This is a genomic window from Anaeroplasma sp. (genome assembly GCF_034179385.1).
Classification (GTDB): Bacteria; Bacillota_I; Bacilli_A; order Acholeplasmatales; family Anaeroplasmataceae; genus Anaeroplasma.
The window spans coordinates 1-18081 of sequence record NZ_JAXFPY010000025.1; the positions used below are offsets into that span (position 1 = coordinate 1).

Below are 18081 nucleotides of genomic sequence, written 5' to 3' on the forward strand. Positions count from 1 at the left end.
ATATAGAAAAAGTAGCGTGTGTGATATTCATACTATAGAATATCTATTACGTAGAGGTGTGAACACACCAAAGCGACTTCAAGTTCTTTGAAGCACTTAAAAAAGGAGCCTAAGCTCCTTAAGGGGAAATTTATTTACCCCTTTGTTCTTGTTCAAAAATAAAGTATTATTTTTTAAATTATTGTATAATAAATTATAGATTTGTAAGCAATATGTATGCAATCCGGTAAAATGGATTATCTAAATGATGGTTTATTGTATATAAAAATGGTGTAAGATAGATCCCTACTTAAGCTTTTCTGTAATTATATATGCAATATATTATATTGTTATATTATTCCTATTTTATTCGTCTATTCTATATTTTGTTATCGATATCTTTGTTGCGGTAAGCAAAACCATAGTTTAAGGAGGGTTAGTATGGATAAAACAAATAAAGAAAGCTATATCCCTAAGATTTTAGCGTTGGTTTCCTTTTCTTGTGTATTTGGTCTAATTTTAGTTACTATTATTACAGATTTCGTAATCTTTAAGGATTATATTTTAGCCTTTATTGGCGGTATTCTTGTTACAGGATTCATATTCTTTATTTTCTTTATTGGATTTGTATTAAGTATAATACTTGTCTTTGGTATTCGAATCGTTAATAATGCAGGCTTTTGGCCGCTATCCTTATCCATTTCTATATTCAAAGAAATATTAGGTGACGTTTATATTAGTGATGTACAAATCACAACCTTTATATCCTTAAGAATAGCCATTATCATCATGCTTATTTCTATGTTTATACTTGCTATTGTTGCAAATAAAATGCATAAAAGAAGAATCATAGAAAAGGATCCTAATATAAGAAAAATTAAACCTTTTACGGTCGTTGCAATTCTATTTTCTATTCTTGCTTTAGTGATTGGCTTAAGTATGATTATAATTGTTAAAGGAGTTGGGGCTAGTGTATAAATTTTATGGTGCAAATGATGCAAAAAATATTATGGATAAAAATGGATTAACTCCAAGGGATTATTATGATTTATTATCAAGCCTATGGAGTTTTGATACTTGTGCCCCAAGAATGAGGGATTCTTGGAGTATAAATAATAAAACGAAAGGTCAATGCTCCATCACTGCATTTTTAATGCAGGATATCTATGGAGGAGATGTATATGGTATACCTTTAGGGGATGGGAATTATCATTGCTTCAATAAGGTCGGTCGTTTTATATTTGATTTAACGAGCGAGCAATTTCATGAACCATTAGATTATTCTAATGCAGTATTACAAAATAGAGATATTCATTTTATGAAAGAAGAAAAGAAGAATCGATACCTTTTATTAAAAAAACGATTAGAGGATAAATTATTCCTTAAGTGATGAAATTTCCCATTACTTTAATATTTTTAAAGAGTGTTGAAGAATACATATAGAAGAAGTTTTAAATTCTTGGTATAATTAATATAAGATAGGGGTGAATAAAAATGATTAATGATAGAAAGGTTGCTATTATTGGTGCAGGCTTTGTTGGCTCATCCTCTGCATTTGCATTAATGCAAAAGGGCTTATTTAATGAGCTTGTTTTAATTGATGCAAATAAAGCGAGGGCAGAAGGAGAGGCTATGGATATATCGCATGGTCTTGCATATTCAAATTCTATGAGAATATATGCAGGAGAATATGAGGATATAAGTGATGCTAAAATTATAATTATCACTGCAGGTGCTGCACAAAAGGTTGGAGAAACAAGATTAGATTTAATCAAAAAGAATAGTAAAATAATGACCTCCATTATAAACGAAATTGTAAGAGTAAAGGCAGAGGGCTTACTTCTTATAGTCGCAAACCCAGTCGATGTTTTAACGCAGGTTGCACTTAAGGTTTCTGGCTTTGGAAAGGAAAGAGTCTTTGGGTCTGGTACTGTATTAGATACTGCCAGATTAAAGTATTTATTAAGTGAAAAGCTAAGGATAGATACAAGAAATGTTCATGCCGTAATTATGGGTGAGCATGGCGATAGTGAATTTGTTGCCTGGAGCTTTGCCAATATATCGGGTATGCCAATTAAAAAATTCTTATGCCTAAGAGGCTATAAGGATATGGAGCAATTAAAGGAAGAAATTCATGTTGAGGTAAGAGATTCTGCCTATAAGATTATAGAAAGAAAGGGTGCAACCTATTATGGTATTGCCCTATCCGTCACAAGAATTTGTGAATGTATTGTAAAAAATCAGCATTCCATGCTTCCTATTTCAACCCTACTTGAGGGTGAATATGGTGTATCTAATGTTGCCTTATCTGTACCTGCAATTTTAGGTAGTGATGGAGTAGAAGCCGTACTTGAGCTTCCATTATCTAGTAATGAAATCTTAGAGCTTCATCATTCTGCAGATACACTAGAGGCTACATTTAACGAATTAGAAATATAACGAAAAGGCCCTGTTTTTAGGGCTTTTCTTGAAAGAATTTAGGTGCTTTATTATCATCTATAATATTTATGTCAATAGTGAAAATGAGCATGAGTATCAATATGTAAAGAAATATGAATTGAATTTCTCTAAATTCTTACTAGATAAAGAAGGTAATGTAGGACTCTCATTGGTTCTTTAAAATCACCTACAAAAGTAGATCAAGAGATTAAGAAATTATTATAAGATAATAAAATTTTATATTGTAAAGAATAATAAATTGTAGTATTTTTATTCCTGGTGATATTATGTGGGATATAATTCGAAGCTCATTTGAGGATTTAACCGTTAACCTATGGATCTCTCAAATTGCAGGCTTAATTGGTTTAATTGTTATTGGAATTTCATATCTATTTAAGAAAAAGGAATTTATTGCGATTGCAACGATATCCTTTATCTTCTTTATTCTAGAACAGGCCTTTGCAGCCCTATATAGTAATCTAATTGTATCTTCAACCTGCTTCATAAGAAATTTACTTATGATTTATTTCTTATATAAAAAGCACAAGGAATTACCAAAAGGAATCGTTTTTGGATTACTTGGTGTCATGTGGATATCCATTTTAATTTATTTAGGCTTTAGTAATGAATTTTCGAAACGGGATAATTATTTACCACCTTTAATTGTGACAATGTCTACGATTACACAAAACAATAAAAAGGAAATTGTTGTGAAAATTGGTGCATTGCTTCATGAGGGTGGCTTCCTAGCCTATTATTTGGTTTACCATTTACCATTATCTATATTAAGACAATTCATTTTAGTTATCGCATGCTTTATTGGACTTGTTTTAATCATTGTTCAAATGATGAAAAAATCTACTAAGGATGGAGTAAAGGACGCTACAATAGAAGAAAAAGAAGAAAGCATTTGACGAATCATCAAATGCTTTCTTTTGCTATTTTATGGTTGAATTGTGTAATAGCATAATTTGAACAATTTGGATTGCTCTTTCCTTTGCTACATTGATATCTAAGGTCTTATTTTGTAAGGCCTTTTTTAAATTTGCAATTTGCTTATGGTTACCTGGCATTAAAAGATTAATACCAGAATCAATGCTTCTATATTCTTCTAAACCTTCATGTGATTCATCCCAATCGGTAATAACGAAGCCTTTATATTTCCATTCTTCACGTAATACAGTGGTCAATAAATCCTTATTTGCCCCACTCCATACGCCGTTAATCCTATTATAGCTTGACATGATACCACGGCATCTGCCTTCCTTAACAGCAATACCAAAGCCCTTTAAATAGATTTCTCTTAGGGCTCTTTCCGATACATTTGCTGAAGTGTATTTCCTTTCGTTTTCCTGGTTGTTGCATGCAAAGTGCTTAAGTGTTAAGTAGCATCCTCTATGTGCTTGAACACCTAAAACGATCGCTTTTGCCATCTTACCGGATAGAACTGGGTCTTCAGAGAAGTATTCAAAGTTTCTACCGCATAGTGGGTTTTTTTGAATGTTCATTCCAGGAGCTAGCCAAACGGTTACTCCATATTCCTCCATTTCCTTTGCAATGGCATCACCGAACTTATTTAATAGCTTTTCACTCCAGGTTTGGGCAAGTGAAATACCGGTTGGGAATGCAGTAGTATAGCAATAAAGTGGAGTACCCTTATTGATTTTAGAATAGCCTAATAGCTTTGCGATTTTAGGTAGATAGTTAAACATTTCCATACCATGATCAACATATTTAATCGTTTTGGCATTCTTTAAGACAACGGATGTCTTAACTAATCTTAATCCTGCAGGTCCATCAGCTAATGCGAAGCTCTTTAAATTCTTTTCCTTTAGCTTATTTGTAGTATTTCCTGCTGCACCAGGTACAATGACACTATGTGGGCTTGGAATTGCAATATCCATTACTCCACCACCTACAAGGAGGAAACTAAGCTCATCCATGGTTAATTCATCTACAATTTTTTTGGCTTCTATTAAGTATTCGTCCATCGAATTTTCAGGCGCATCTAAAACCTTAAGCTCTTTTATTTCCTCAGGCTTAATATTGGATGGATCTAGTGTTAGCATTAGATTATCCGGAATTAATAAATCCTTCTTTGGAAAATCTGGAGTTAATATTTCAATATTTTTCTTTAATGGACATATTTTCTTATGCTTAGATATAATGATATCCTCATGTAGATCAAAGCCTGCAATTAAGCTCCTTTTATCCGAGGATTGACCAATGTATAATGCATATCTACCCTTTTCCATAATCGTGGAAGAGGATTCTTCATCATAGCTTGCTAAATAATGATATGGAATAGATACGGACAAAAGTGTTTCTTGATCAGGTACTAGAAGCTTCGATTTTGTAAAGCCAATAAGAGAAAATTGAGGTTGCTTTAGTTTGCCCTCTGGAATAGATGCATAGAATTGAAGTACACATTTGCCCTTAAATTCACCAAAGTTTTTAAGCTTTACAAAGATTTTGATTTCATCTGCTAAATCTACTTTAGTAGCAATTTTAAATCCTGTATAGGATAGTCCATATCCAAATGGATATCGAACCTTTTTTCTAAATCTTTCATAATATCTATATCCTAGATAGATATCCTCGCTATAGTCTAATTCCTTTTCGTTTTGATCGAGGTAGGAATATTTATCCCCATAAGGAATATCCTTATAGGATATAGGCCATGTAGAGGTTAAATGACCCGATGGTGTGATATCTCCAGATATAATGTCTGCAAGGGCATTACCGCCCTCTTCACCTAGCATTCCCATGAAGATTAAGCCAGAAAGCTTAATATCATCTAAGCTAGATAAATCAACCATACCACCCGCATTGATGATTACGATTACATCCTTATAGGTTTTAGCTAAATAATGAATATCCTCATTTTCTCTATCGGATAGTAGGAAATCTCCCTTATCAAGCTTTCTATCTCCACCCTCTCCACTCATTCTAGATAATACATAGATAGCAATTTCTGTATCATATTTTTTATCCTTATTTAAAACAAATTCAATATCGTGGTAGCCCGTTTCAATATTGGCCATGGAGATTTCCTTGAAGGAGAAGAATCCAGCCTTCTTTCTTTTTTCGATAAAGAATTTTTCCTTTTCCTCTATTGCCTTTAATCTATATTCCTCAAGCTCCTCTTGGTTCAAAATGCTATATCCTGCATATTTTAATCCATCTAGGATTGAAACAGAATACCTTTCATTTACCTCACCAGAACCAGATCCTCCCTTAATGGTATTGGTAGCCCCAGCGCCAGCAAGTAGAATCTTTTCTTCCTTTGGAATTGGCAGTATTCCATTGTTTTCAAGTAAAACTATACCCTCAGTCGCTATTCTTCTTGCTAGAGCTCTATTTTTGATTTCAAGCTCATTGGCTTCTTCAGTTAAATGTGCATAGGTTAAAATATTTTCTACCTTTTTAATCATAGGATCACCCTCCAGAATCGTTTCATCTATCTTTATTAAAACACGATTTTTATATTTTTTCTATAACTATGTCAGAAAACAATCTTAATTTATTGAAAAGAAAACAAAGAATTTGTATAATATTAATGTAAGCATTCGATGCATCAAAAAATAAAATAAGGGGGCAATATTATGGCTTTACGAGTATTTCGTTGTAAGAAATGTGGCCAAATGGTCATGATGCTAAAGAAAAGCAAATGTGATATGTATTGTTGCGAAGAAGCTATGGAGGAATTGATTCCTGGAACTACCGATGCAGCCGTTGAAAAGCATGTACCTGTATATGAGGTAAAGGATAATAAGGTATATGTAACGGTTGGTGATGTCATTCATCCTATGATGGAGCAACATTATATTGAATGGATTGTACTTGAAACTAAGAATGGCATTCAAAAGAAGGATTTAACGCCTGAAGATGAGCCAAAGGCTATCTTCCCGCTTATGGAGGGAGATAGTGTTATAGCTGTATATGAATATTGTAATTTACATGGACTATGGAGGAGGTAACTTATGGATCCAAAGGCATTATATAGTTTAAGTTATGGTGTTTTCGTTTTAGCAACGAGAACAAAGGATAAAATGAATGGCTGTATTACAAATACCTGCATGCAGGTTGCATCGAATCCAAATAAGATTGCAATCGCAGTCATCAATCAAAATTTAACCTGTGAAATGATTAAGGAAAGCAAGGTATTTACGATCAGTATATTAGAGCAAAAGACAAGCTTTGATACGATTAAATATTATGGCATGCAATCGGGTAGAGATGTCGATAAATTCTTTGGTGATTTTATCAATATAGGGGGTGTTGATGTACCATATTTATCTTGGTCTTCCTGTAGCTTACTTGCCTGTCATGTTACAGAAATGCATGATTTAGGTAGTCATACTCTATTTATTGCAGAATTGGATGATGCAATCAAATTGAGCGATAATGCTCCACTTACCTATGCATATTATCAATCCAATATTAAGCCTAAGCCAAAGGCTCCTACCCTAGATAAAAAAATTATTGGCTGGAGATGTAGGATTTGTGGATTTGTATATGAAGGGGCTACATTACCAGAGGATTATTTATGTCCACTTTGTGGTCATGATGCATCTGACTTTGAACCGATTTTTGAAGACTAATTCTCTTTCCTCTACAAAGATCATACTTTAAGTATGGTCTTTTCTTATGCACTAAAAATGAGATTACTCTTTTCCTTTAAAGAAAACAATGCTATAATATGAGTATGAATTTAAGAAATTGAGGGTAGGTTATGAATGAATTAGAAGCATTTCAAAAAGAGATGAAGCAATATTTAGCTATCGGTGGAGAAAAGAGAACTCTTTATGGAAAGAATTTATATAAGAATTATTTAAATCAAGCAAAGGAAATGGGCTTATCTAGCCTGCAAACACAAAAGATGCTTGAAAGATTAATTTCGTATATTAGTGCATCCGATGGACAAATCAATAGAAGTGAATATGAATTTTGTAATAATTCATTATTTACAGTTACTGCCGATGAATTCTTAGAAATGTGTAGAAAGAATATGATGCCAAATGAGGTAAATCAGCTAAGAGAATATGCACATAAGGATTTTAAAAAATATGGTCACAAGAGTGCTTTATATATCATTGCGTTATTTATTATTTCAGCAAATAATGAAGCAACCATTGATGAGCAAAAGAAGGTTTGTGCATTATTTGGTTTAATCTAGAAGGCTCCACAGGTGTACCTGTGGACTTTTTTTTCATATTGTTGTAAAATAAAGCCGGCTTATACGAGAGGAGGAATTCTATGAAAAATAAATTATTTATTTTTATTATGTTCATATTTAGTTTATTTCTTTTTACCTCCTGTAATCAAAGGAAGAATGTCATTGGTAGTGGGGAGATTCTAGAATTTGACTATCAAAGTGCATCGAATATTGAAACCATTAGAATCTCAGATATCAGAATTGTAAACAATACGAAAATTTTACCTATTATCGTTGAAATAGATTCCAATATGGAAAAGAAAATAACCATTTATAGCCAAAAGGAGGTCTATGATTCTATATCCATTACATCCTCCTTTGGACAATTATTAATCTCTGGGAATCAGAATGTAAATTATGTTGCCAAGTCTATTCGAATACATATTTCAGGATATACTCTAAGCAACTTATATTTTGAGCTTTCTAGTGTTAAAGTTTCTGCCGCTGCACTTCAAGATGATGTAGCGTTTAATCTAAATTATGCAACGGATGTTACCTTAGATTATTATAAGGGTACGCGCTTTAGAGCAAACTTAGGCTCAAATTCTTCTATGGTAATTGAAAAATTAGAATTATCCTCCTTAGTTAATTTTAATTTAAAAGAAAAATCAACCATAGAGTCTGGCGAAATTAACGCACAGGAGGCTAGAGTTACACTAGATAATGAATCAGAGATTCTCTTTATATCTAAGGATATTCAAAATTCCTTTTTCACTTTAAATGGAAATAGTATTATCCGTGTAAGTGGTAATTCAAATGCGCTCGATTTAGTTATGAGTGATGGTAAATATAGTGGTAGAGAAAATGAAATTGACCATGTTGTGATCAATATTGGTTATGGAAAATCAGAGGTTTTAGTTCAAGCTATATCCTCTATTCATGTAAATTCTGCACTGGGAGATTGTAGAGTTATTTATTATGGTGGTGATCCTATGATTACGAAGAATGATATTAGTGGTAATGTAGTTATTGAAAATGGAGAAATATAATATTATTTGGGAAGTGATATCATGGCAAATATATTAGATTATGTACACTGGAGAGGTGATTTATCCTTCCTTCAGGATCAATTTAATATTTTAGACAATTTAATATTTGCAAAGCTTGCATATATTGATTTTAAGGATGCTGTACCAGAATATCCATCACAGAAGAAAATTCTTGCAAGAACTGCAATGAATAAGGTATTTGAGACACATGATAAGGAAAAAATGGTACTAGGCTTAATTGTGCCTAAAAGAATTGTAGATCTTATGGATTTAGTAAAAGATACCAAAAGATTTGGTAGAATCTATATGTCGAATTATGTCAACATTATTGAAAAGGAAACAAGAACACAGTTTTCTGCAGTCGTATTCCATTTAGATGAGGATACGATTTATATTGCCTATAGAGGTACAGATGATTCTTTAATTGGATGGCAAGAAAATATAGATATGCTTTATACATCTCCTGTTAGGGGGCAGGTTCTTGCTGTAAAATATTTAGAGGATATAGCGGATTTATATCCGAATGCGAACATCTACTTAGGCGGACATTCTAAGGGTGGTAATTTGGCAAATTACGCCTCTATTTATGCAAGAAGTGACGTTCAAGATAGAATCATAAGATGCTATACCAATGATGGACAAGGAATGGATAAGAATTATATTGATTTAGAGAAATATGAGCGTATTAAAGGAAGAATTATAAGAATTATTCCAGAGCTTAGTGTTGTGGGTATGATTTTTGATTGCTTTGCAGGAAGAACAGTTGTAGTTAAATCCAATGCGAAGGGAGTTTATCAGCATGATGGATTCTCTTGGCAAATTAAAGTTACCGATTTTGATCTTGCGAAGGAGCTTCAGCCTAAGGCAAGAAAACTAGATAGAGCATTAACTAAGCTAATTAAGGAAGTACCAGTAGAGGATAAGATAGTCTTAGGTAAAAATGTATATGATTTTATTCTTGCAAGCCAATTAGATACCCTACTAGATTGTAAAAAGGAATCTATAAAATTATTGAAATATTTAAATAAATTTAGTGGAAGAAGTAAGCAATTATTCCTACAGCTTGTCAGTGAATTTTTGTTCTTTTAAAAAATGGGCCAACAATGTTGACCCATTTTACTTATATGCCTAATATTTCTTCAATTTCCTTTACTGAGGATTCATAATCCTTATTCGTTACAGATACGACATAATCACAAATTTCTTCGTTTCTCTTTTCATCTTCAATAGAAATTAATCGATTTACCTTATCCTCATGGGAGCATTTCTTATTCAAAATAGAAGAAATGAGCTCCTTTCTATCCTTTTTTATATAGATAGTAATGACATTATCATATCTTGATTTTAATGCCATAGCACCACAAATATCCATAGTTGCAAGTACGGATTTTCCATCCTTTAAAATCTTATCGACATCTTCCTTTTTAGAACCATATCCATGTCCTGCATACATCGTAGATTCAAAGAAGATCTTCTTATCCATCATATGGAAGAATTCATCCTTTGATACATAATTATACCAATCATTTTCATAGACGGCAGTAGGATCTGCAGTAGTATAGGTTTTAAGCTTTTCCAGTATGGGTTTTTCATCTAATAGCTTCTTCGCTATTTTACTTTTACCAGATCCTGATGGTCCAACCAAAATTACTATACCTGGCTGGATAAGCTTATCGACATTGAATAGGTAGCTTTTAGAAATCACCTCTACAAGCTTTAAAAATTCATCGTAGCTATTTACTGCAAGCATACCTGTTGCGTTCATATTCCATGGCTTACGCATAAGAATTGGATATGCAGCACTAGAATTAAAAATGTTATGCATACCATCATCAAATAAAATATCTACATTGATTTTATCCTTTCTTGAGCCCATATAAATGTTCTCCTTAGGAATTTCTGGGAATTCCTCCATAATTCTTTGTGCACGGATTCCCATGAATTCAGGATAAATAGAAGTAGATATAAAGACCTCAGTCATTTTCGTAAGCTTTCTTACAAATTCCTTTGCACCTTCAATGACGGGCTGTGTTCTAAAAAAATCAGGGTCATTGAAGAATTCAAAAATGACATCGGCACGCGTCCCAAGCTTTCCCCAGTGGTCTACTTCATAAATCGTCAGTGGTGGGTCGAATTTGTATTTCTCGTTTGCAAGCTTTATTGCATAAGGAATACATTCCATTAATAAATCGTCAACATCGAGTGCGGTTGACATACGAAATCTTTTACTCATTTTACTCTCCTCGTTTCGTTTAGGTTTGTATTTTAGTATACCATTTTTTAAAAGAAAATAAAGAAAAAGATTTCATTTTTTTGGATTTGACATAAAAAGTTAAGATTTTTAAAAAATAATACAAAGTATTATGTAAAAGTAAAGAAAACTTTGGTATAATTAAATTTAGATTAAGCATAAAAGTGGAAACACTTATTTTAGGAGGAAACTTATGAAAAATTTTTATGTTTTTACAGATTCAACATCTGATGTTGAGAAGAACTATCGTGAAGAATTAGATTTTGGATATCTAAAGATGGCCTTTCGAATTGATGAAAAGGATTATGATGCAGATCTTGAATGGAGCGGACTTGCCTCTAAAGATTTCTATAATACATTAAGGCAGGGTAATCGTGCAACAACGAATCAGATTTTAACAACTGAGGTTGAAAAGAAATTCGAGGAAGCATTTGCTAAAGGCTTAGATGTATTCTATTTAGCATGCTCATCTAAATTATCTACATCCGTAAATTACGCAAAGGTTATCGGTGAGGAAATCGTTGCAAAATACCCTGGCAGAAAGTTCGTTTGCTACGACTCTTTAAGAAGCTGCTATGCTGAGGCTATGATGGCTATGGATGCAGCTCGTATGGCAAATGAGGGTAAGACTATGGATGATGTAGTTAAATATTTTGATGAATATAAATTAAATTATCAGACATTCGCAACAGTTGGATCCTTAAACTGGCTAAAGATGGCAGGTAGAGTTAAGGCTTCTAAAGCATTCTTTGGTAATCTTTTTGGTGTAAAGCCAATTATTTGTGGTGATACTAAGGGTAATAACTATGGATTCAAGAAGGTTAAGGGTAGAAAGACTAGTCTTGATGAATTAGTTGCTATTACAGTAGAAAGATTAGAAAATAAGGAAAATGCAGTTGTATATGTTGAAAATGCAGATTGCTTACAGGATGCAGAATACGTAGCTAAGGAAATTAAAGCTAAGACAAATTGCAAGGAAGTACACATTTCTACATTAGGACCTATCATTGGTGCTACCTGTGGACCTGATACGATTACTGTAAGCTTCTACGGCAAGAAGATGGATATCACTGGTGAGGAGTAATCACCATGATACTGAATAAGGTCGATGGACAGGACTATGTTTCTTTAATTGTTGCAGGCGCAAGAAGCCTTGCAAACGATGTAGATAGAATTAATGCATTAAATGTATTCCCTGTACCTGATGGAGATACAGGTACAAATATGAAGATGACCATTGAAGGTGGTGCATCGCAAGGATTAGGAAATAAGGAAACAAATCTTGGAGCAATTTCTAAAAATATTGCCCGTTCCATGGTTTTATCTGCTCGAGGCAATTCTGGTGTAATCACATCACAATTCTTTAAGGGCTTATCTATTGGATTTGAAGGAAAGGAAAATGTAGATGTAAAGGGCTTTGCCGAGGCCATGCTAGAAGGAACTAAAAAATCCTATAGTGTCGTTCAAATTCCTACGGAGGGTACAATTTTAACTGTAATGAGAGAAGCAGGGGAGGCTGCATATAAAGCTTTAACTGATTCTATGACATTACCGGAATATTTAAAAATATATTTAGAGGCTGCAAAGGTATCTTTAGAGCATACACCTGAGCTTTTAGCTGTACTAAAGGAAGCGGGAGTAATCGATTCTGGTGGAGCAGGCTTTTGCTTAATCATTGAAGGAATGCTTAAAGCATCCTTAGGTGAAGAGGTTTTATCTTCTAAGGATTCGAATATTTCTGTTGTAGATAATTCAGGCTTTAATGCGGATAGTGAGCTTACATGGGGCTATTGTACAGAATTCATTTTACAGCTTCAAAATTCTAAGGTTGATATTCCTAATTTTGATTTAAAGATTATCCAAGATTACCTAAAGACTATAGGTAATTCCATCGTTTCCTTTAAGGATGAGGATTTAGTTAAGGTACACGTTCATACCTTTGACCCAGGCTTAGTATTAACTGAGATGAGAAAGTATGGTGAATTCATCACCATTAAGATTGAAAATATGAACGTTCAGCATACTGAAAATAATGAAATCATTGCCTCAAGTCAAGAGGTAGAAGAGAAGCCTTTAGAACATAAGAAGTATGCAAGCGTTGCGGTAGCTAATGGTGAGGGTTTAGTCCGTTCCTTTAAGGAAATGGGTGTAGATGAGGTAGTTACAGGTGGACAAACGATGAATACCTCAACAGAGGATTTCTTAAATGCATTTCATAAAATTGATGCAGAATATATTTTGGTTTTCCCAAATAATGGAAATATCGTTATGGCGGCTAAGCAGGCTCAAGAAAACTATGATAAGGCCAAGGTATATGTCATTCCTACTAAGACGATTGCAGAAGGCTATTCTGCAGTATCTATGCTCAATTATGAAATTGATGATATCGATGAAATTGTAAAGACGGAAATAGAAGTAGTCAAAAATGTTTCTACACTTGAGGTTACCTATTCCATCCGTGATACAGAAATTAATGGTATTAAAATTAAAAAGGGTGACTATATTTGTATTTACAATGGTGATTTAATTGCATCCGATAAGGATAGAGTTACTGCAGTTAAAAAATCCTTAAAGAAGATTAGTGATTTTAGCGATAAGCAGGTTATGACTATTCTTTGTGGACAGGATGTTAAAATTGAAGAATGTGATTCTATTCGAGAGTTTGCTGAAACACTAAATTCCTATATTGAGGTATATCCTCTTAAAGGAAATCAGGATATTTATTCTTATATTATTGGTATTGAATAAGGGGTTTACTATGATTAAGATTGTTGTTGATCTTATGGGGGCAGATAAGCCAGCAAACGAGCTTGTTTCTGGCGCAATCGATGCCATTAATGAAAATAGTGATTTAATGGTTACCCTATGTGCAAAAAAGGATATCATTATGCCTGTGCTTGAAACATTATCTTATAATAAGGACCAGGTGGAAATTATAGATTGCAGTGAAGAAATTACAAATGATGATATTCCAACAAAAGCCTTTAGAAAAAAGCCAGATTCAAGCTTAGTAAAGGGCTTAAATATTTGTAAAAACGATCCATTCGCCGGAGGCTTTGTATCCTGTGGCTCTACAGGTGCAGTACTTGTTTCATCTATGTTCATCTTAGGCAGAATTGGCGAGGTCAGGCCATGTCTATCTTGTCTACTTCTAGGTCAAAATGGTGAATTCTTAATTAGCGATTGTGGGGCGAATGTCGATTGCAAGCCTGAGCAAATTGTAGAATTTGCAAAGATGGGTGTAGCCTATATGAAGGCTAAGGGAATTGAAAATCCTTCTGTACGTTTATTATCGAATGGTGCAGAGGAAAAGAAGGGACCTGATGCAATCAAGGAAGCCCATCAATTATTAAAGAATTCTGGACTTAATTTCTTAGGTAATGTTGAGGGTAAGGATGTTCTTCAATCCACTTGTGATGTCATCTGTAGTGATGGATTTGCAGGAAATACAGTGATTAAAACGATCGAGGGTACTGCAAAAGCTTTATTCATGGATATGATCAAGGCATCAAAGGAAGCTAAGGATGATAAAGAAGCCAAAGTATTAATGAATACGGTAAAAAACCTTATGGCCAAATATGATTATAACACCTTGGGTGGTGCTAATCTTTTAGGTGTTAAAAAACCTGTCATTAAGGGTCATGGTGCAGGCGAGGCTAAAACATTCTATAATATGATTAAAGAAGCCTATGTTTTAGCTAAAAATGATATGATTGGTATAATGGAGAATCTATTATCTTAAAGGAAGAAAGTCCTTCAAATAATATGACTAAAATAGAGTCTATTAAATGAGGGACTTTTTATGTTATCCATAAATGTAGTTAAAGTAAACATCACTAAAGTGACCTCTTCAACTACCAATAAGATATTAAAGGATACCATTCTTTATTAAAAAACAAAAAGTAAGCTTTAATTTTCTATATATTAATAGATATAATGAATCATATGAATTCATAATCCATACCGTGGAACCCTAGCTTTAAAGGAACGCTTATTCGATATGGTAAATAAAGAATTATAGATAAGATGGATGAGGATGATTCCTTTATTAGTATTTTCAAATTGTGATCTATGGATAGCTAAAGGGCCTAGGAGAAGATAAAAAACAATATAGAATAAATAAATATGTATTCATAAAAATGAGGTTTGTTTCATCTAACTTACCATTTTATTTTCTTTACAAATCAACACCTATAGCGTATAATGTATATAGATTATGGAGGGAAACGATAATGGTAAAGGAACATTTAAGTTTAGTAGAATATAAATTTGATACACAGCTTTTAATCGATATAGCTGATGGTGATATTGATGATGCAGAGGATTCCTTAAGAGAATTCATTTTAACAAAATTAGTAGGAGACTCACTTGTAATTGCTGCAATTGAGGGTGAAGATAAATATGGTAATCCTGAAAACTTCATTAAGGTTCATTTCCATACGAATGAGCCATGGCTATTATTAGCTAAGGGTCAGGAAATGGGCGATATTTATGATATTGTAGTTGAAAATATGCAGCGTCAGGCTGACGGATTAAAGGGGTAAAATGTCATTTTTGACATTTTTTCTTTCTATATGATAAGAAATATAATTAAGGATATAGAATTTCTAAAAAGGCCATCGAGTGAAGTATTAAAGGAAGATCTATTCATCGCGGATGATTTAATCGATACTTTAAGATTTCATAGAAGTCATTGTGTTGGTATGGCAGCAAATATGATAGGCTATTCTAAGAATATGATTATTTTCATTAATGATGATGAAAAGATGGAGGTTATATTAGAGCCTAAAATCCTAAAGGCAATGGATCCTTATGAGATAGAAGAAGGATGCCTATCCTTAGAGGGATTTAGAAAATGTATCCGTCATAAGAAAATTAAAATTGAATATTTAACCCTAGATTTTAAAAAGAGAATTAAGACATTCTCTGGCTTCACTGCAGAAATCATTGAGCATGAAATGGATCATTTACTTGGGAAAATCATTTAAAGATATCCTATATTGTATAAATACAGTATAGGATTTTTCTTGTGTGCCATAAAAATTATTTGAGAGTTTTTAAAATATGGATTATAATGAAAGTAACAAAGGACGGTGAACTCAATATGAAGTATGTTATTACGATTGGTCGTGAATACGGCAGTGGTGGTAGATTTATCGGTAGATTAGTTGCTGAAAAGCTTGGAATTCCTTTTTATGATAATGAGCTTTTAATTGAGGCGGCTAAGGAATCTGGGCTTTCTCCATCAATTTTTGAAAGCTATGATGAAAAGCAAGATGGCTTTTTAGGTGGTGGATTGGGTATGTATTCCTATGATATGACCCTATCTCAAAAGGTATTTTTAGCACAATTTGATACAATCAAAAAGATTACAGAGGAAAAATCCTGTGTCATTGTAGGTAGATGTGCGGATTATGTACTAAAAGAGAATCCTAATGTTGTTAATGTTTTTATTTGCGCACCTATGGAGGATAAAATAAAGCGTGCGATTGAGTATTACGGAATTAAGCCTGAAAAGGCTGCATCCTATATTGTAAAAAAGGATAAGAAGAGAAAAGGCTATTATAATTTTTATACCGATATGGATTGGGGTAAGGCTTCGAATTATGATTTATGTATCAATTCTAGAATCGGTATTGAAGGATGTGTAGATACGATTGTCGACTACACAAAAAGAAGATTCCATTTGGAATAAGGAATTAAAGCTTGCCCAAAGGGTTTTAACGGAATATTATGACTTTAAGGATACAAAATCTATTGAAATTGTGATTTCCTATGAGGAAATGGAATTTGCTAAAACCCTAAAGGAGCTTTTTATAGCCAAAGGTATCCGAAATGTTTTTATTACTTATACAAATGGAATTATATGTGAGGAGATAAATAAAGGATTTAGGAAATATCTAAATGATAAGATTTCCTTTTACAAGGAAAGAATATCTGAAGGATTCATCCGTATTACTATATTATCTCCTTTTCCTTTGCCAGTAGTTATTACGAGTGAGATTAATGGCTATTTAAAGCATTTAGATGAGCTTAATTTCTTACAGGAATACTTAATTCATTCCCCAAGAATTATGATTGTGAAGCCAAATCTATATTGGGCATCAAGGTTAGGTATTTCGTTAAATGAATTATGGGATAAGGTAGAAGCCTTATACGATAGTGATTCCTTTGATATATATAAGGAATCCTTAGATGAATTAAATATAGAAGAATTGCATTTTGTAAGTGATGAGGGTACAAATTGTCGCTTTAAAATGACAAAGAATTTTAAATTTGTTGGAAAAAGAATTGAACATAATGGAAAAATATATCAGGCAAATGCCCCATCTAGAGAAATATTTACAGCCCCTAGTAAATATAGTGGAGTGGGGAAAATCGTATTTACAAAGCCTTTATGCTACCACGGGAAAATATATAAGGATATGGAAATAGAACTTGAAAATGGAAAAGTAATTCGATCGAAAAACTTAGATGAAATTCTATCTTTAGATGAATCCTTATCCTATATAGGAGAAGTAGCACTTGCACCATATGAAGATGGGTATTTTCTATCTACAATCATGGATGAAAATATAGGATGTCATATCGCGCTTGGTAATAGCTATCCTTATGGCATAGAGGAATTGGGAAGAATCAATAAATCCCAATATCATATCGATTTAGTTTTTGGCTCCTTAAGCCTAAAGGTATATGCTAAAATTAAAAATAGAAAGGATGAGATTTTAATCCTTAAGGATGGAGGAATATGTATACCGTAGACATACACAAATATAACGAGAATAGAAAAAGTGCAATAGAGGAGCTAAAGATTGCAATATCCTTTGGAAAAAGAGAGGCGGATCATTGTGTTAAGGTGATTGTAGGGTATGGATCAAGTGGTGGAACGCATATTATTAAAAATGAGGTTTTAGCTTACCTAGAGGAGAAAAAAGGTCATGGGATAAAGGATTATATCTTATCTTCTGACCTATATGATTATACACCTAAGTTTTTTACATTTAAGTATTCCCATTTCATACCAGATAGTGAAAAACGTGTTGGAAATAGTGGTGTAATTTACATAATTGTATGAAAATCATGTACAAAAAAACATAAAACGTTTTCAAAAAAACGAATATAATTTATAGTATTTTTGTTATAATCAATTTTATAAAATTAAATTTCATAAAATAACGTTTTCTAAAAATATAATTTATGAAAAA

19 protein-coding genes are annotated in these 18081 nt (G+C 32.9%); 17 read left to right on the plus strand and 2 right to left on the minus strand.

Annotation, left to right across the window (positions count from 1 at the left end; genetic code table 11):
• The first annotated feature begins 420 nt into the window (after window positions 1-420).
• The 4 genes from SPJ17_RS01565 (at window position 421) to SPJ17_RS01580 (ending at window position 3332) form a co-directional block, all read left to right on the plus strand.
• Window positions 421-957, plus strand: a complete 537-nt coding sequence (locus SPJ17_RS01565; protein WP_321092085.1) for a hypothetical protein — start codon at window positions 421-423, stop codon at window positions 955-957.
• On the plus strand, window positions 950-1369 hold the full coding sequence (locus SPJ17_RS01570) for a hypothetical protein (RefSeq protein WP_321092087.1): 420 nt from the start codon (window positions 950-952) through the stop codon (window positions 1367-1369). The genes SPJ17_RS01565 and SPJ17_RS01570 overlap by 8 nt, the downstream gene beginning before the upstream one ends.
• 104 nt (window positions 1370-1473) lie before the next feature.
• Window positions 1474-2418, plus strand: a complete 945-nt coding sequence (locus SPJ17_RS01575) for an L-lactate dehydrogenase (protein WP_321092089.1) — start codon at window positions 1474-1476, stop codon at window positions 2416-2418.
• A gap of 287 nt (window positions 2419-2705) precedes the next feature.
• Window positions 2706-3332, plus strand: a complete 627-nt coding sequence (locus tag SPJ17_RS01580) for a hypothetical protein (protein WP_321092090.1) — start codon at window positions 2706-2708, stop codon at window positions 3330-3332.
• Window positions 3333-3356: 24 nt separating this feature from the next.
• Here SPJ17_RS01580 and SPJ17_RS01585 read toward each other — a convergent pair whose 3' ends face one another.
• Window positions 3357-5852 carry a glycoside hydrolase family 3 C-terminal domain-containing protein gene (locus SPJ17_RS01585; RefSeq protein WP_321092091.1) on the minus strand — a complete coding sequence of 832 codons (2496 nt, stop codon included), beginning with the start codon at window positions 5850-5852 and terminating at the stop codon, window positions 3357-3359.
• Window positions 5853-6023: 171 nt separating this feature from the next.
• On the opposite strand from SPJ17_RS01585, the gene SPJ17_RS01590 reads away from it, so the two are divergent.
• The 5 genes from SPJ17_RS01590 to SPJ17_RS01610 all read left to right on the plus strand — a co-directional run bounded on the left by SPJ17_RS01590 (window position 6024) and on the right by SPJ17_RS01610 (window position 9714).
• Window positions 6024-6398 carry a desulfoferrodoxin family protein gene (locus tag SPJ17_RS01590; RefSeq protein WP_321092093.1) on the plus strand — a complete coding sequence of 125 codons (375 nt, stop codon included), beginning with the start codon at window positions 6024-6026 and terminating at the stop codon, window positions 6396-6398.
• Window positions 6399-6401: 3 nt separating this feature from the next.
• The gene (locus SPJ17_RS01595) at window positions 6402-7022 is read left to right on the plus strand and encodes a flavin reductase (protein WP_321092094.1); all 621 of its coding nucleotides are present in this window, start codon (window positions 6402-6404) and stop codon (window positions 7020-7022) included.
• A 131-nt stretch (window positions 7023-7153) separates the two neighbouring features.
• Entirely contained in the window at window positions 7154-7597 is a 444-nt protein-coding gene (locus SPJ17_RS01600) for a hypothetical protein (protein ID WP_321092095.1), read from the plus strand.
• 80 nt (window positions 7598-7677) lie between these two features.
• Window positions 7678-8625, plus strand: coding sequence for a hypothetical protein (locus tag SPJ17_RS01605; protein WP_321092096.1), 948 nt, complete (start codon window positions 7678-7680; stop codon window positions 8623-8625).
• Between the two features lie 21 nt (window positions 8626-8646).
• The gene (locus SPJ17_RS01610; protein ID WP_321092098.1) at window positions 8647-9714 is read left to right on the plus strand and encodes an Mbeg1-like protein; all 1068 of its coding nucleotides are present in this window, start codon (window positions 8647-8649) and stop codon (window positions 9712-9714) included.
• Window positions 9715-9745: 31 nt separating this feature from the next.
• Here the strand turns inward: SPJ17_RS01610 and SPJ17_RS01615 are convergent, their stop codons facing one another.
• Entirely contained in the window at window positions 9746-10858 is a 1113-nt protein-coding gene (locus SPJ17_RS01615) for a hypothetical protein (protein ID WP_321092100.1), read from the minus strand.
• Window positions 10859-11069: 211 nt separating this feature from the next.
• On the opposite strand from SPJ17_RS01615, the gene SPJ17_RS01620 reads away from it, so the two are divergent.
• The 8 genes from SPJ17_RS01620 to SPJ17_RS01655 all read left to right on the plus strand — a co-directional run bounded on the left by SPJ17_RS01620 (window position 11070) and on the right by SPJ17_RS01655 (window position 17951).
• Complete coding sequence (locus tag SPJ17_RS01620) at window positions 11070-11960, plus strand: DegV family protein (protein WP_321092102.1); 891 nt, start codon at window positions 11070-11072, stop codon at window positions 11958-11960.
• A gap of 5 nt (window positions 11961-11965) precedes the next feature.
• Window positions 11966-13624, plus strand: a complete 1659-nt coding sequence (locus SPJ17_RS01625; RefSeq protein WP_321092105.1) for a DAK2 domain-containing protein — start codon at window positions 11966-11968, stop codon at window positions 13622-13624.
• Window positions 13625-13634: 10 nt separating this feature from the next.
• A complete protein-coding gene (gene plsX / locus SPJ17_RS01630) occupies window positions 13635-14618 on the plus strand; it encodes a phosphate acyltransferase PlsX (protein ID WP_321092107.1) in 984 nt (327 codons plus the stop codon).
• A gap of 490 nt (window positions 14619-15108) precedes the next feature.
• Window positions 15109-15420 carry a hypothetical protein gene (locus tag SPJ17_RS01635; RefSeq protein WP_321092110.1) on the plus strand — a complete coding sequence of 104 codons (312 nt, stop codon included), beginning with the start codon at window positions 15109-15111 and terminating at the stop codon, window positions 15418-15420.
• Between the two features lie 30 nt (window positions 15421-15450).
• Entirely contained in the window at window positions 15451-15864 is a 414-nt protein-coding gene (locus SPJ17_RS01640) for a peptide deformylase (protein ID WP_321092111.1), read from the plus strand.
• Between the two features lie 116 nt (window positions 15865-15980).
• The gene (locus SPJ17_RS01645; protein WP_321092114.1) at window positions 15981-16571 is read left to right on the plus strand and encodes a cytidylate kinase-like family protein; all 591 of its coding nucleotides are present in this window, start codon (window positions 15981-15983) and stop codon (window positions 16569-16571) included.
• Window positions 16534-17637, plus strand: coding sequence for an aminopeptidase (locus SPJ17_RS01650; protein ID WP_321092116.1), 1104 nt, complete (start codon window positions 16534-16536; stop codon window positions 17635-17637). The genes SPJ17_RS01645 and SPJ17_RS01650 overlap by 38 nt, the downstream gene beginning before the upstream one ends.
• Window positions 17625-17951: a hypothetical protein gene (locus SPJ17_RS01655; RefSeq protein ID WP_321092117.1), complete on the plus strand. Its 327-nt coding sequence runs from the start codon at window positions 17625-17627 to the stop codon at window positions 17949-17951. The genes SPJ17_RS01650 and SPJ17_RS01655 overlap by 13 nt, the downstream gene beginning before the upstream one ends.
• The last annotated feature ends 130 nt before the right edge of the window (window positions 17952-18081 follow it).